Annotated in this window: 9 protein-coding genes; 7 read left to right on the top strand and 2 right to left on the bottom strand. The window is 75.3% G+C overall.

Going from position 1 to position 13,393, the window contains the following annotated elements; translation table 11 throughout:
- Positions 1-11 precede the first annotated feature (11 nt).
- The gene (dapD, locus tag GA0070610_RS02505) at positions 12-968 is read right to left on the bottom strand and encodes a 2,3,4,5-tetrahydropyridine-2,6-dicarboxylate N-succinyltransferase (RefSeq protein WP_088998526.1); all 957 of its coding nucleotides are present in this window, start codon (positions 966-968) and stop codon (positions 12-14) included.
- A gap of 128 nt (positions 969-1,096) precedes the next feature.
- Here dapD and dapE point away from each other — a divergent pair, with 128 nt between their 5' ends.
- Positions 1,097-2,170 carry a succinyl-diaminopimelate desuccinylase gene (gene dapE, locus GA0070610_RS02510; protein ID WP_088998527.1) on the top strand — a complete coding sequence of 358 codons (1,074 nt, stop codon included), beginning with the start codon at positions 1,097-1,099 and terminating at the stop codon, positions 2,168-2,170.
- Between the two features lie 85 nt (positions 2,171-2,255).
- Here the strand turns inward: dapE and GA0070610_RS30800 are convergent, their stop codons facing one another.
- Entirely contained in the window at positions 2,256-2,417 is a 162-nt protein-coding gene (locus GA0070610_RS30800; RefSeq protein WP_172896355.1) for a hypothetical protein, read from the bottom strand.
- A 236-nt stretch (positions 2,418-2,653) separates the two neighbouring features.
- On the opposite strand from GA0070610_RS30800, the gene GA0070610_RS02515 reads away from it, so the two are divergent.
- The 6 genes from GA0070610_RS02515 (at position 2,654) to GA0070610_RS02540 (ending at position 13,251) form a co-directional block, all read left to right on the top strand.
- Entirely contained in the window at positions 2,654-3,514 is an 861-nt protein-coding gene (locus GA0070610_RS02515; RefSeq protein WP_088998528.1) for an LOG family protein, read from the top strand.
- Positions 3,514-4,059, top strand: a complete 546-nt coding sequence (locus GA0070610_RS02520) for an LOG family protein (RefSeq protein ID WP_088998529.1) — start codon at positions 3,514-3,516, stop codon at positions 4,057-4,059. The genes GA0070610_RS02515 and GA0070610_RS02520 overlap by 1 nt, the downstream gene beginning before the upstream one ends.
- An 87-nt stretch (positions 4,060-4,146) precedes the next feature.
- A complete protein-coding gene (locus GA0070610_RS02525) occupies positions 4,147-7,695 on the top strand; it encodes an ATP-dependent helicase (protein ID WP_088998530.1) in 3,549 nt (1,182 codons plus the stop codon).
- Positions 7,696-7,745: 50 nt separating this feature from the next.
- Positions 7,746-11,282, top strand: coding sequence for an ATP-dependent helicase (locus GA0070610_RS02530; RefSeq protein WP_088998531.1), 3,537 nt, complete (start codon positions 7,746-7,748; stop codon positions 11,280-11,282).
- A 205-nt stretch (positions 11,283-11,487) separates the two neighbouring features.
- Positions 11,488-11,691, top strand: coding sequence for a transcription antiterminator/RNA stability regulator CspE (gene cspE, locus GA0070610_RS02535; protein WP_007464836.1), 204 nt, complete (start codon positions 11,488-11,490; stop codon positions 11,689-11,691).
- Positions 11,692-11,913: 222 nt separating this feature from the next.
- Positions 11,914-13,251, top strand: a complete 1,338-nt coding sequence (locus GA0070610_RS02540; protein ID WP_088998532.1) for a DEAD/DEAH box helicase — start codon at positions 11,914-11,916, stop codon at positions 13,249-13,251.
- The last annotated feature ends 142 nt before the right edge of the window (positions 13,252-13,393 follow it).

Genomic DNA, 13,393 nt, shown 5'->3' on the forward strand with positions numbered 1-13,393 from the left:
CGGGGCGACCGTCAGTCGTTGGCGTGCAGCGCGGCGTTCAGCTCGATGCCCCGGCCGGTGCGCGGCTTCGCCTCCAGCGCGCCGGTGACGGAGTTGCGCCAGAACAGCAGGCCGTCCACCCCGGACAGCTCGCGGGCCTTGACGACCCGACCGTCCGGCAGGGTGATCTTGGAGGCGGCGGTGACGTAGCAGCCGGCCTCCACCTTGCAGTCGTCGCCGAGCGAGATGCCCACGCCGGCGTTCGCGCCGATCAGGCTGCGCTCGCCGATGCGGACCTTGTCGGTGCCGCCGCCGGAGAGGGTGCCCATGATCGAGGCGCCGCCGCCGACGTCGGAGCCATCGCCGACCACCACGCCCTGCACGATCCGTCCCTCGACCATCGAGGTGCCGAGCGTGCCGGCGTTGAAGTTGCAGAAGCCCTCGTGCATGACCGTGGTGCCGGCCGCCAGGTGCGCGCCGAGCCGCACCCGGTCGGCGTCGGCGATCCGCACGCCCGACGGCACCACGTAGTCGGTCATCCGGGGGAACTTGTCCACCCCGTACACGGCCAGGTGGCGGCCGGCGGCCCGCTCGATGACGCGCAGCTCGTCGACGCGCTCCGGGGGGCACGGCCCGGCGGAGGTCCAGGCCACGTTCGCCAGCTTGCCGAAGATGCCGTCGAGGTTGAGCTCGTTGGGTCGCACCAGGCGGTGGGAGAGCAGGTGCAGCCGCAGGTACGCGTCGGCGGCGTCCTTGATCGGGTCGTCCAGCGAGCCGATCACGGTGACCACCTGGACGGTACGCAGCCCGGGCAGCGCCCGGTCGCCAACCGCTCCCGGCGGCAGGTCCAGCACGTCCGCCTCGTCCTCGCCGGCGACCAGCGGCAGCTCGCCGAGGCCCAGCTTGCCGGTCGGGTACCAGGTGTCGAGCACCTGGTCGTCAGCGGTCACGGTGGCCAGGCCGATGCCCCAGGCGGATTCGGACGTCACTGATTCACCTCTCGTTCGTGGCTGCCGGGCGGGCGGGTCACCAGGTGCCCCGCGCGACGCGCGCTCTGACGCCGGCCGCCCGGAACGCTCGCTCCTCACGCGCCCGACCTGACGGTACCGTGCGAACCATGGAGAACCCGCTGACCCCCGAGGTCCTGGCCGATCCGGTGGCGCTGACCCGAGCGCTGGTCGACATGGAGTCCGTGTCCCTCAACGAGAAGGCGATCGCCGACTGCGTGGAGCAGGTGCTGCGGGGCGTACCGCACCTGACCACGTACCGGCACGGCAACACGGTGATGGCCCGGACCGACCTGGGCCGCGACCAGCGGGTGGTGCTCGCCGGTCACCTGGACACGGTGCCGCTGAACAACAACTTCCCGTCGACCATGCGCGGCGACCTGATGTACGGCTGCGGCACCTCGGACATGAAGTCCGGGGTGGCGTACGCGCTGCACCTGGCCGTGAGCCTGCCCGACCCGCGCTACGACGTGACGTACTTCTTCTACGAGGCGGAGGAGATCGAGTCGAAGTACAACGGCCTCTTCCTGGTCGCCGAGGCGCACCCGGAGTGGCTGGAGGCGGACTTCGCGCTGCTGCTGGAGCCGACGTACGGCATCGTCGAGGCCGGGTGCCAGGGCACCATGCGCTCGGTCGTCACCACCACCGGCGTACGCGCCCACTCTGCCCGCTCCTGGCACGGCGTGAACGCGATCCACGCGGCCGGCGAGGTGCTCGACCGGCTGGCCAACTACGAGGCGCGGCGGGTCACCATCGACGGCTGCGACTACCGCGAGGGGATGAACGCGGTCCGCATCCACGGCGGCGTGGCCGGCAACGTGGTGCCCGACCGGTGCGAGGTCGAGGTCAACTACCGCTTCGCGCCGGACCGGACCCCGGCCGAGGCCGAGGCGCACCTGCGCGAGGTCTTCGCCGGCTTCGACGTGCGGGTCACGGACTCGGCCGCCGGCGCCCCGCCCGGCCTGGAGGCGGCACCCGCCAAGGAGTTCGTGGCGGCGGTGGGCGCGAAGCCGATCGGCAAGCTGGGCTGGACGGACGTGGCCCGGTTCGCCGCGATGGGCATCCCGGCGCTGAACTTCGGCCCCGGCGACCCGAACCTGGCCCACCACCCGGACGAGCACGTCGAGATCAGCAAGATCCGGGACGGCGCCGCCACGCTGCACCGCTGGCTCGCCTCCGCCTGACGCCCGGGCGGGTGAACTCCTCGCACGGACGGAGGGTCCGCGTCGGACGACGCGGACCCTCCGCTCACGGTGCTGCCGGTGCGGGTCAGACGGTGGTGGACGCCTCGGCGGTGGGCCGGGCGTCGGTCTGGCCGCCCTGATCGGTGGACGGTTCCATCAGGCGGGCGCGGCGGCGCTCGGCCACCACGTCGCGGATGCGGCGCTGCATCTGCCGCCGGATCCGGATCATCTCGCTGTTGCTGATCACGCTGACTCCTCCCCCGAAGGCGCGCGCCGGGGCATACCCGGTATGTGAATAGTAAGACGTCCGGGCGACCGAATTAGTTGCCCAAGATCGGAAATTATTTCCGGTCGTCGCCGCGGCAGCGTCGTCGTCGTCCTCCGCGCCGCCGAGCGTCGCCCGAGAGCCGCCTCCGCCGGTCGGCGCAGGTCCGGCTCGTGGTGCCCGCACCTGGCGGGTGCCGCTCCACTACGGTGGCTCCCATGGGTCAGAGCAACGGGCGGGAGTCCGGCCGCGAGCCGGGACAGGAACGGCACCGGGGGGCCGTGACGCTGCGTCGGCAGGCGATCACGAGTAGCACGGCCGATCAGCGCCTGCTCGATTCGCGGGGGCGGAGCGACTGGAAGACCAAGGACGCCTGGCGGGCGCTGCGCATCCTCTCCGAGTTCGTCGAGGGCTTCGACACCCTCGCCGACCTGCCCCCGGCGGTCAGCGTGTTCGGCTCCGCCCGCAGCCGGCCGGAGAGCCCGGAGTGCCAGCTGGCCGAGGCGCTGGGTGCCGCCCTGGCCCGGGCCGGCTACGCGGTGATCACCGGCGGCGGGCCGGGCGTGATGGAGGCGGCCAACCGGGGCGCCAGCGAGGCCGGAGGGCTCTCGGTCGGTCTCGGTATCGAGCTCCCCTTCGAGCAGGGCCTCAACGACTGGGTCGACCTGGCCATCGACTTCCGCTACTTCTTCGCCCGCAAGACCATGTTCGTCAAGTACGCCCAGGCGTTCGTCGTGCTGCCCGGCGGGTTCGGCACCATGGACGAGCTCTTCGAGGCGCTGACGCTGGTGCAGACCGGCAAGGTCACCCGCTTCCCCGTGGTGCTGATGGGCGCGGACTACTGGAGCGGCCTGCTCGACTGGCTGCGCGGCACGATGGCGGCCGACGGCAAGATCGGTCCGGTCGACCTGGACCTGATTCGCGTGACCGACGACGTCGACGCGGCCGTCCGGCACATCGTGGAGGCCGAGGCCGCGCTCAACGTCGAGCAGGAGGCGGTCCGCGAGGAGGCCGTCGCCGTGACCGCCGCCGACCAGCAGGCCGCCGCCGAGGCGGGCGACGAGAGGCGGGAGCGCTGATGGCGGCGATCTGCGTGTTCTGCGCCTCCTCCCGTACGCTCGACCAGCGCTGGCTGGACCTCGCGGCCGAGACGGGCGCGGAGATCGCCCGGCGCGGGCACACGCTCGTCAGCGGCGGCGGGTGCGTCGGCATGATGGGCGCGCTGGCGGACGGGGCACGGGCCGCCGGCGGTCGGACGGTCGGGGTGATCCCGCAGTCGCTGGTCGACCTGGAGGTCGCCGACCTGGCGTCGGACGAGCTGCTGATCACCGACTCGATGGCCAGCCGCAAGACCGTCATGATCGACAAGTCGGACGCGTTCCTCACCCTGCCGGGCGGGCTCGGCACCCTCGACGAGCTGTTCGAGGTCTGGACGACCGCCACCCTCGCCCTGCACGCCAAGCCGATGGTGCTGGTCGACACCGACGGTTTCTACCGCCCGGTGCTCGACTGGCTGGGCGCGCTGGCCGACCAGACCTTCCTCAAGCCCGCCGGCCTGGGCCTGCTCACCGTGACCGACACGGTCCCCGCCGCCCTGGACGCCATGGAACGCCAGCTGACCTGATCCCACCCCACCCGCCCCCGTGCCCCGCGCCGGAAGAGGGCGGGGTGGCGGGGCGGGGGTGTCGTACCGACGTGGTGGGATGGGCGGATGCAGGCGTACCGGTTGGTGCGCCGGCCTGCCGAGGCGGTCCGGGGGGACCAGCGGCCCGGCGGGCCGGCTCGGGGGGACGGTCGGTCCGAGGGACCGACCGGGGACGAGCGGCGCTCCGAGGGGTCGACCGGGGACGAGCGGCGCTCCGGAGAGCCCGCGGGCGCGCGGCGGGCGGCGGCGCGGCTGACCGATCCGCACCAGGCCGAGATCGTGGCGCACACCGACGGGCCGATGCTGGTGCTCGGCGGTCCCGGCACGGGCAAGACCGCCACGCTGGTCGAGGCGGTCGCCGCCCGGGTGGCCGAGGGCGTCGACCCGGAGCGGATCCTGGTGCTCACCTTCGGCCGTCGGGCCGCCACCGCGCTACGCCAGCGGATCGAGGCCCGGGTCGCCGAGGACGGCCACCGCGTGCTGCGCGAGCCGCTGGTGCGCACCCTTCCGGCGTACGCCTTCGGGCTGCTGCGCCGGGCTGCGGCCGAGCGCGGCGAGCCGTCGCCCCGGCTGCTCACCGGCCCGGAACAGGATCTGATCATCCGTGAGCTGCTCGACGTGGTCGGCGAGGAACCCGACGACGACCCGGTCGGCTGGCCGGAGGACCTGCGCCCCGCGCTGCGCACCCGGGCCTTCGCGGCGCAGCTGCGCGACCTGCTGATGCGCGCCGCCGAGCGGGGCGTGGGCCCCGTCGAGCTGGCCCGGCTGGGCGAGAAGCTCGGCCGCGCCGACTGGCCCGCCGCCGCCCGCTTCCTGCGGGAATACGTGGCCGTGCTCGCCCTGCGCGACGTCAGCAACCGGGGCTCCGTCGCGTACGACCCGGCCGAGCTGGTGCGGGCCGCCACCGGGATGCTGCTCGACGATCCCGAGCTGCTCGCGGCCGAGCGCCGGCGGCTGGCGTACGTCTACGTCGACGAGCTGGCCGACACCGACCCGGCCCAGCAGGACCTGCTCGCGACGGTGGCCGGCGGCGGTAAGCCCCTGGTCGCGTTCGCCGACCCGGATTCGTCCACGTACGCCTTCCGTGGCGCGGACCCGGCGGGGGTGACCACGTTCCCGCACCGGTTCCGCACCGCCTCCGGAGCACCCGCGGCCCAGGTGGTGCTCACCACCTCCTACCGGGCCGGTGCCCGGCTGCTCGCCGCGTCGGGTCGGCTGGCGCGGCGGCTGCGCGGCCCGGCGGCGCACCGCCGGCTGCACCCGCTGCCCGAAGCGCCGCCCGGCGCGGTGGAGGTACGCACCTTCCGCTCGGCCACCAGCGAGGCGGCCTGGCTGGCGCACGCGCTGCGCGAGGCGCACCTGCTCGGCGGCGTGCCGTGGTCGGAGATGGCCGTGCTGGTGCGCTCCACCGGGCGGCAGTTGCCCTCGCTGCAACGCGCCCTGCACGCCGCCGGGGTGCCCACCGTCGTGCACGGCGAGGACCTGCCGCTGCACCTGCAACCGGCGGTCGCGCCGCTGCTGCTCCTGCTGCGCTGCGTCCTGGAGCCCGAGCGGCTCGACGAGGAGGCCGCCGTGGCCCTGCTGCACTCGCCGCTCGGCGGCGCCGATCCGCTGGCCGAGCGGCGGCTGCGGCAGGGGCTGCGGGCCCTGGCGCTGGCCGGCGGCGACCGGCGGCCCTCCGGCGAGCTGATCGTGCAGGCGCTGCGCGATCCGGCCGAGCTGGCCGGGATCGAGCGGCACTGGGCGGAGCCGGCGCAGACGGTGGCCGGCCTGCTGGCCGTCGCCCGGGAGGCCGCCGAGCGGGCCGGGGCCACCGCCGAGGACGTGCTCTGGGCGGTCTGGCGGGCCAGCGGGCTCGCCGAGCTGTGGTCGGCGGCGACCGGCCGGGGCCAGACGGTGGCCGGCGAGGGCGACGTCGCGCGGCGTCGCCGCGCCGAGGCGGCCGACCGCGACCTCGACGCCGTGATGGTGCTGTTCGACGCGGCGGCCCGCTTCACCGACCGGCTGCCCGGCGCGCGTACGGAGGTCTTCCTCGACCACGTCCTCGCGCAGGACCTGCCGGCCGACACCCTCGCCCCGACCGCCGACCGGGGGGAGGCGGTGCGCCTGCTCACCGCCCACGCCGCGAAGGGCCTGGAGTGGGATCTCGTGGCGGTCGCCGGGGTGCAGGAGGGCGTCTGGCCCGACCTGCGGCTGCGCGGCAGCCTGCTCGGCTCGGAGCGTCTGGTCGACGTGCTCGCCGGCCGGACGGCCGGGGCCGGCGTGGTGGCCACCCTGGTCGGGCAGAGCTCGGCGCTGCTCGACGAAGAGCGGCGGTTGTTCCACGTCGCGGTCACCCGGGCCCGACGACGGTTGCTGGTCAGCGCGGTCGCCTCCGCCGCGGTCGGCGGCGACGACCACGAGGAGCAGCCGAGCCGCTTCCTCTACGAGCTGGGCCCGACCGACCCGCCCGCCCCGCCCTCCCCGGGCGACGGCCCTCCGCCGCCCGGCGACGGCCCTGACGGCCCCGACCCGGCCCGGCCCGATCGGGACGCGCCGCAGCGGCCGGGCGGCGGAGGGGGCGCCGACGCCGACGAGGAACCGGACCGGCCGGGCGCGTTGCCGGTGAGCCGGCCGCCCCGGGCGCTGACCCTGCCGGCGCTGGTGGCGGAGCTGCGTACGGCCGTCAGCGACCCCGCCGCGCCGTACGCCCGGCGGCAGGCGGCGGCCGCCGAGCTGGCCCGGCTCGCCGCCGCCGGGGTGGCCGGCGCGCACCCGGACGACTGGTGGGGGCTGCGGCAGCTCTCCGACGACCGCCCGCTGGTCGACGAGGGGGCGCCGGTCCGGGTCACCCCGTCGGCGATGGAGAGCGCGCTGCGGTGCAGCCTGCGCTGGCTGCTGGAGCGGCACGGCGGCAGCCCGCCGGCCAGCGCGGCCCAGGGGGTCGGCAACCTGGTGCACGCCGCCGCGATGCTCGCCGAGGACGCCAGCGCCGACCGTGGGGCGCTCCTGGACTACGTCGCCGCCCGGTTCGACGCGATCGAGCTGGCCGCCCGCTGGATGGTCGGGCCGGAACGCAGCCGCGCCGAGGCGATGGTGGACAAGCTGCTGCGCTGGCTGGCCGCCAACCCGCGCCGGCTGCTCGCCATCGAGCACGAGTTCGCCGTACGCCTCGACGACCCGCAGCGGCCGGTCGAGCTGGCCGGCCGGGTGGACCGGCTGGAGGTCGACGAGGACGGCCGGCTGGTCGTGATCGACCTGAAGACCGGCAAGTCCACGGCGGTCACGGCCCACGACCTCGCCGAGCACCCGCAGCTCGGCGCCTACCAGGCGGCGGTGGAGGCGGGCGCCTTCGCCGACTTCGGCGAGGAGTCCGGCGGGGCGGCGCTGGTGCAGCTCGGCACGGGTGCGAAGGACGCGAAGGAGCAGAGCCAACCGCCGGCCGGGGAGGGCCCGGAGGCCGGTTGGGCGACCGCGCTGGTGCGGCGCACCGCCGATACGATGGCTGCCGCCACCTTCGCCGCCGTCGCCAACTCGAAGTGCCGGGTCTGCCCGGTGCGGACGAGCTGCCCGGTCTCCGGGCAGGGCCGCCAGGTGGTCGAGCCGCCGACCGCCCGCCCGCCGGAGCGCCCGTGAGCGTGAGGAGTGAGCTTGCGAGCCCCGCAGTCGCGAACTGAGATGACTCAGTGACGCAGCCCGCCCTGTTCAGCGGCGCGACCCCGGCGCCCCGGGTCGCCGACGCCGGTCCCCGGTACACGCCGGTGGAGCTGGCGAAGCTGCTGCGGCTGCCCGCGCCGACCCGGGAGCAGGCGGCGATCATCGCGGCCCCCGTGGAGCCGCTGCTGGTGGTCGCGGGCGCCGGCTCGGGCAAGACCGAGACGATGGCGGCGCGGGTGGTCTGGCTGGTCGCCAACTCGTACGTGCGGCCGGAGCAGGTGCTCGGGCTCACCTTCACCCGCAAGGCCGCCGGGGAGCTGGCGCACCGGGTGCGTACGCGGCTGGACCAGTTGGTGCGGCGGCTGGGGCGGCGGGGGCGCGACTCGCTCGACGACCCGCTGACGGGGGAGCCGACGGTCTCCACCTACCACTCGTACGCGGGCCGGATCGTCACCGAGCACGGGCTGCGGGCCGGCTACGAGCCGTCCACCCGGCTGCTCACCGAGGCGTCCCGCTGGCAGTTGGTCGACCTGCTGGTACGCAACTACGACGGCGACATGTCCGAGGTGGACCGGATGCCGAGCACCGTCACCGACGCGGTGCTGGCGCTCGCCGGGGAGCTCGACGAGCACCTGGTCGACCCGGACGCGCTGGCCGCGTGGACGGGCCGCTTCTTCGCCGAGGTGCAGGCGCGGCCCGGCCGGGTCTACGCCGACGTGCGCAAGGCGCTGCAACTCCAGCAGACCCGCCTGAAGCTGCTTCCGCTGGTGCGCGCGTACGCCCGGCGCAAGGAGGACTTCGAGGCGATGGACTTCGCCGACCAGCTCGCCCGGGCGGCCCGGGTGGCCCGGGACCACCCGGGCGTCGGCGAGATCGAGCGGGACCGCTTCCGGGTGGTGCTGCTCGACGAGTACCAGGACACCAGCCACGCCCAGGTGGTGCTGCTCAACGCGCTCTTCGGCGGCGGGCACCCGGTGACGGCGGTCGGCGACCCGTGCCAGTCGATCTACGGCTGGCGCGGGGCGAGCGCCGGCACCCTGGACCGCTTCCCCACGGAGTTCGCCCGCCCCGACGGCGCGCCGGCCGAGGTGCTCAGCCTCACCACGAGCTGGCGCAACCGGCCCGAGATCCTCGGCGTCGCCAACGCCCTGGCCACCCCGCTGCGGGCCGCCGGCGCCCGGGTGCCGGAGCTGCACGCGGCGATGAGCGTCCGGGAGCCGGTCCCGCACCGCAGCGCCCGTGGCGCCGCCGCCGGCACCGTCCACTGCGCCCTGCTGCGGACGTACGCCGACGAGGCCGACTGGATCGCCGACAGCGTGCTGCACGCCTGGCGGGGGGCGGCGGGGATGCCGGGCGCGCTGCCCGAGCACATCCCGGTGCCGCTGCGGCCCACGACCGCCGTGCTCGTACGGCTGCGCAGCCAGATCCCGGCGATCGAGTCGGCGCTGCGCGAGCGCGGCCTGCCCGTCGAGGTGGTCGGCCTGGGTGGCCTGCTGGACACCCCCGAGGTGCGCGACGTGGTGTGCACGCTGCGGGTGCTGGCCGACCCGACGGACGGGGCCGCGCTGCTGCGCCTGCTGACCGGCGCGCGCTGGCGGATCGGCCCCCGTGACCTGGTGGCCCTGCACCGCCGGGCGAAGGCCATCGCGGCGGCCCGGCGCAGGCTCGCCGACGACGGCACCCCGCAGATCAGCCCGGACCTGCTCGACGAGGCGACCCTGGTGGAGGCGCTGGCCGACCTGGGCCCGGCGCAGGCGTACTCGGCGGAGGGCTACGCGCGGCTGCGGGCGTACGCCCGGGAGCTGGGCCTGCTGCGCTACCGGCTGGACCAGTCCCTGCCGGAGCTGATCGCGGACATCGAGCGGACGATCGGCCTGGACGTGGAGGTGGCGGTGCGGGCGGGCCGGGACGGGGCCGGCGACGCCGGCCTGGCCCGGGGCCACCTGGACGCGCTCGGCGACGTGGCCGCCCGGTTCAGCGGGGAGACGCCGGGGGCCACCCTGTCGGGGTTCCTGGCCTACCTGGCCGCCGCCGAGGACGAGGAGCGCGGCCTCACGCCGGGCGAGGTGGAGGTGGTCGAGGGCGCGGTGCAGATCCTCACCGCGCACGCCGCGAAGGGCCTGGAGTGGGACGTGGTGGCGGTGGCGGGGCTGAGCCGGGGCGTCTGGCCGGGCCCGGTGCGCAACTCCGACCACTGGCTCGGCGGGCTGGGCGTGCTGCCGTTCCCACTGCGCGGCGACGCCGACGGGCTGCCCGAGCTGGGCCTGGCCGAGGCCGGGGACCAGCGGGGGGTGGCCCGGGCACTGGAGGACTTCACCGACGCCTGGCGGGCGCACGACGAGCGGGAGGAGCGCCGGCTGGCGTACGTGGCGGTGACCCGCCCCCGGCGGCTGCTGCTCTGCTCCGGCTACTGGTGGGGGGAGGGCACCAAACGGCCGCGCGGCCCGTCGGTGCTGCTGCGGGAGGTGCACGACGCCTGCCTGGACGGGGGCGCGGGGCACCTGGTCGACGAGTGGGCGCCGGAGCCGCCGGGCGACGCGGTCAACCCGACGACCGAGGTGGTGCTGCGCGCCGAGTGGCCGGCCGACCCGCTCGGCGCCCGCCGGCCGGCGCTGGCCGAGGCGGCCACCCTGGTCCGCCGCTTCCTCACCGACGGCGACCCGGCCGAACGGACGCTGTCCGACGACGACCCGGCGGCTCGTCTGCTGGCCGACGACGACCCGGCGGCTCGTCTGCTGTCCGACGACGACCCGGCCGAACCGACGCTGTCCGACGACGAGACGCCCGCCCACCCGCTGGCCGGCGGCGACGACACCGCCGGGGCGGGCGCGGACCCGTCGGTGGGCGACGCGGACGTGGCGCGGTGGCGGCGGGAGGCCGATCTGTTGCTCGCCGAGCGGGCCGAGCTGACCCGGCAGTCCGGCGCGATCGAGGTGGCCCTGCCCGGCCAGTTGTCGGTCACCCAGCTGGTGGCGCTGCGCCGCGATCCGGCGGCGCTGGCCCGCGCGCTGCGCCGCCCGGTGCCCACCGAGCCCAACCCGTACGCCCGCCGGGGCACCGCCTTCCACACCTGGCTGGAGCAGCGCTTCGGTGCCGACCGGCTGCTCGACCTGGACGAGCTGCCCGGTGCGGCCGACGCGGACGCGGCGCCCGACGAGGCGCTGGCCGAGCTCCAGGAGCGCTTCCTGGCCAGCGAGTGGGCCGACCGGGTGCCGGTCGAGGTGGAGGTGCCCTTCGCCACAGTGATCGCCGACGTGGTGGTCCGGGGGCGGATGGACGCCGTGTTCGCCCGGCCGGGCGGGCGGTTCGACGTGGTCGACTGGAAGACCGGCCGGCAGCCCGCCGGCACTGCCGCCGACGTGGCCGCCGTGCAGCTGGCGGTCTACCGGCTGGCCTGGGCCGAGCTGGCCGGTGTGCCCGTGGAGCGGGTCGGCGCCGCCTTCCACTACGTACGGGACGGGGTCACGGTCCGTCCGGCGGACCTGCTCGACGTGGACGGCCTGACCGCGCTGATCGTCTCCGTACCGGAAATTGCGGCAGACGGTGGTGCTCGGCCGAATCCGTGATAGGTTGGTCGCGTTGCAGTTATGGTTCCCAGAGACTCTGTGTGCGCCTGGAGGATTGTGGCCCAGGCGCTCTTTGTTGTGTCCGGAGTTCTCCGGGCGGGGCGACCAGAAGCGACAAGCGAGCCAGGCAGTTCCGCGTGGCGCGCTCCTCTTCGAGTCCGCAACAAGTGCGGGTTCGACGTTCCGTCAAGGAGACGAAACAAAAATGGCTATTGGCACCGTCAAGTGGTTCAACGCTGACAAGGGCTTCGGCTTCATCACCCCGGACGGCGGCGGCGCCGACGTCTTCGCCCACTTCTCGGCGATCCAGTCCTCCGGCTACCGGAGCCTGGACGAGAACCAGCGGGTCGAGTTCGAGGTGACCCAGGGCCAGAAGGGCCCGCAGGCGGAGAACATCCGCCCGCTCTGATCTTCGGATCTTCCAGGTAACACCCACCGCGCCCTCCGGGCGCGGTGACGGGACCGGCCCGCCGCACCGTCGACCTGCGTGAGCAGGCGGCGAACGGCGGCGGGCCGGGGCCCGTACCCCTTTCGGTTCGTGCTTGTGAGTCACCCGCGGCCTGGTCCGCCGGTGACAGCGCCGCCTCCGGCGCCCTCCCTCGACACGTGCCGCGTCGAGGAAGGCTTCCGCATGACCACCGTCGTACCCTCGTTCGCCCTCACCGGGCTGGCCCCGGCGCTCCTCGCCGAGTTGACCGCCCAGGGCATAACCGAGCCGTTCCCGATCCAGTCGGCGACCCTGCCGGACTCGCTGGCCGGCCGCGACGTGCTCGGCCGGGGCCGCACCGGCTCCGGCAAGACGCTCGCCTTCGGGCTTCCCCTGCTGTCGCGCACCGCCGGCCGCCGGGCCCGCCCGGGCCGACCGCTGGCCCTGGTGCTGGTGCCGACCCGCGAGCTGGCCCAGCAGGTCACCACCGCGCTCGACCCGTACGCCCGCGCCGTCGGGCTGCGCTGCGCCACCGTCGTCGGCGGGCTCTCGCTGCAACGCCAGGCGGACGCCCTGCGCGCGGGCGCCGAGCTGGTCGTGGCCACCCCCGGCCGGCTGCACGACCTGATCAACCGCGGTGACGCCCGCCTGGACCAGGTCGGCATCACCGTGCTCGACGAGGCCGACCAGATGGCCGACATGGGCTTCCTGCCGCAGGTCACCAAGCTGCTGGAGCAGGTCGCCCCGAACGGGCAGCGGATGCTCTTCTCGGCCACCCTCGACGGCGGCGTGGACCGCCTGGTGCGCCGCTTCCTCAGCAACCCGGTCTCGCACTCGGTCGACCCGGGCACCGCCACGGTGACCGCGATGACCCACCACGTGCTGCACGTGGACGCGGTCGACAAGCCGACCGCCCTGACCTGGATCGCCGCCCGCGAGGGCCGCACCATCCTGTTCATGGGGACCAAGCACCGTGCCGACCGCCTCGCCCGCCAGCTGCTGTCCAAGGGGGTACGCGCGGCCGCACTGCACGGCGGGAAGTCGCAGCCGCAGCGCACCCGGATCCTGGAGCAGTTCCGCACCGGGCAGGTGACGGCGCTGGTCGCCACCGACGTGGCGGCCCGGGGCATCCACGTCGACGGGCTGGACATGGTGGTCAACGTGGACCCGCCCACCGAGGCGAAGGACTACCTGCACCGTGGTGGGCGTACGGCCCGGGCGGGGGAGTCCGGCACGGTGGTCACCCTGGTCCTGCCGGAGCAGCGCCGGGACGTGTCCCGGCTGATGTCGACCGCCGGCATCCGTCCCGAGTCCGTCCAGGTGCGTCTCGGCGACGAGTCCCTGGCCCGGGTGACCGGTGCCCGGGAGCCGTCCGGCGTGCCGGTGACGATCGCGCCGCCGCCGCAGGCCGCCTCCTCCGGGGGCCGGTCGACCGGCCGGGGCGGTGAGGGCGGGCGTGCCGGCGAGGGTGCTCGGGCTCCGCACCGCGCCTCGGGGCGGCCGCGCCGCTCCCGCCGTCCCCGCGCCCCGCACGCCTCCTGATCGACGTCCCCCCCCCGCTCCTCCCACCGGCTCCGGGCACCCGTGCCCGGAGCCGGCTGAGTCTGGAATCAGCACATGTTGCGTCCGATCGGCGGCTGTTTCCGTCGCCCCGGGTGGTGAAGGCTTGGTGCGGGGGAAGATC

Origin of the sequence: Micromonospora echinofusca, assembly GCF_900091445.1 — a bacterium.
GTDB classification, from domain to species: Bacteria; Actinomycetota; Actinomycetes; order Mycobacteriales; family Micromonosporaceae; genus Micromonospora; species Micromonospora echinofusca.

Excerpts from the sequence above, each read along its gene's own strand:
- GA0070610_RS02520 (WP_088998529.1), top strand. The coding sequence starts at position 3,514 with ATGGCGGCGATCTGCGTGTTCTGCGCCTCCTCCCGTACGCTCGACCAG.
- GA0070610_RS02540 (WP_088998532.1), top strand. The coding sequence starts at position 11,914 with ATGACCACCGTCGTACCCTCGTTCGCCCTCACCGGGCTGGCCCCGGCG.
- GA0070610_RS02515 (WP_088998528.1), top strand. The coding sequence starts at position 2,654 with ATGGGTCAGAGCAACGGGCGGGAGTCCGGCCGCGAGCCGGGACAGGAA.
- GA0070610_RS02525 (WP_088998530.1), top strand. The coding sequence starts at position 4,147 with ATGCAGGCGTACCGGTTGGTGCGCCGGCCTGCCGAGGCGGTCCGGGGG.
- cspE (WP_007464836.1), top strand. The coding sequence starts at position 11,488 with ATGGCTATTGGCACCGTCAAGTGGTTCAACGCTGACAAGGGCTTCGGC.
- dapE (WP_088998527.1), top strand. The coding sequence starts at position 1,097 with ATGGAGAACCCGCTGACCCCCGAGGTCCTGGCCGATCCGGTGGCGCTG.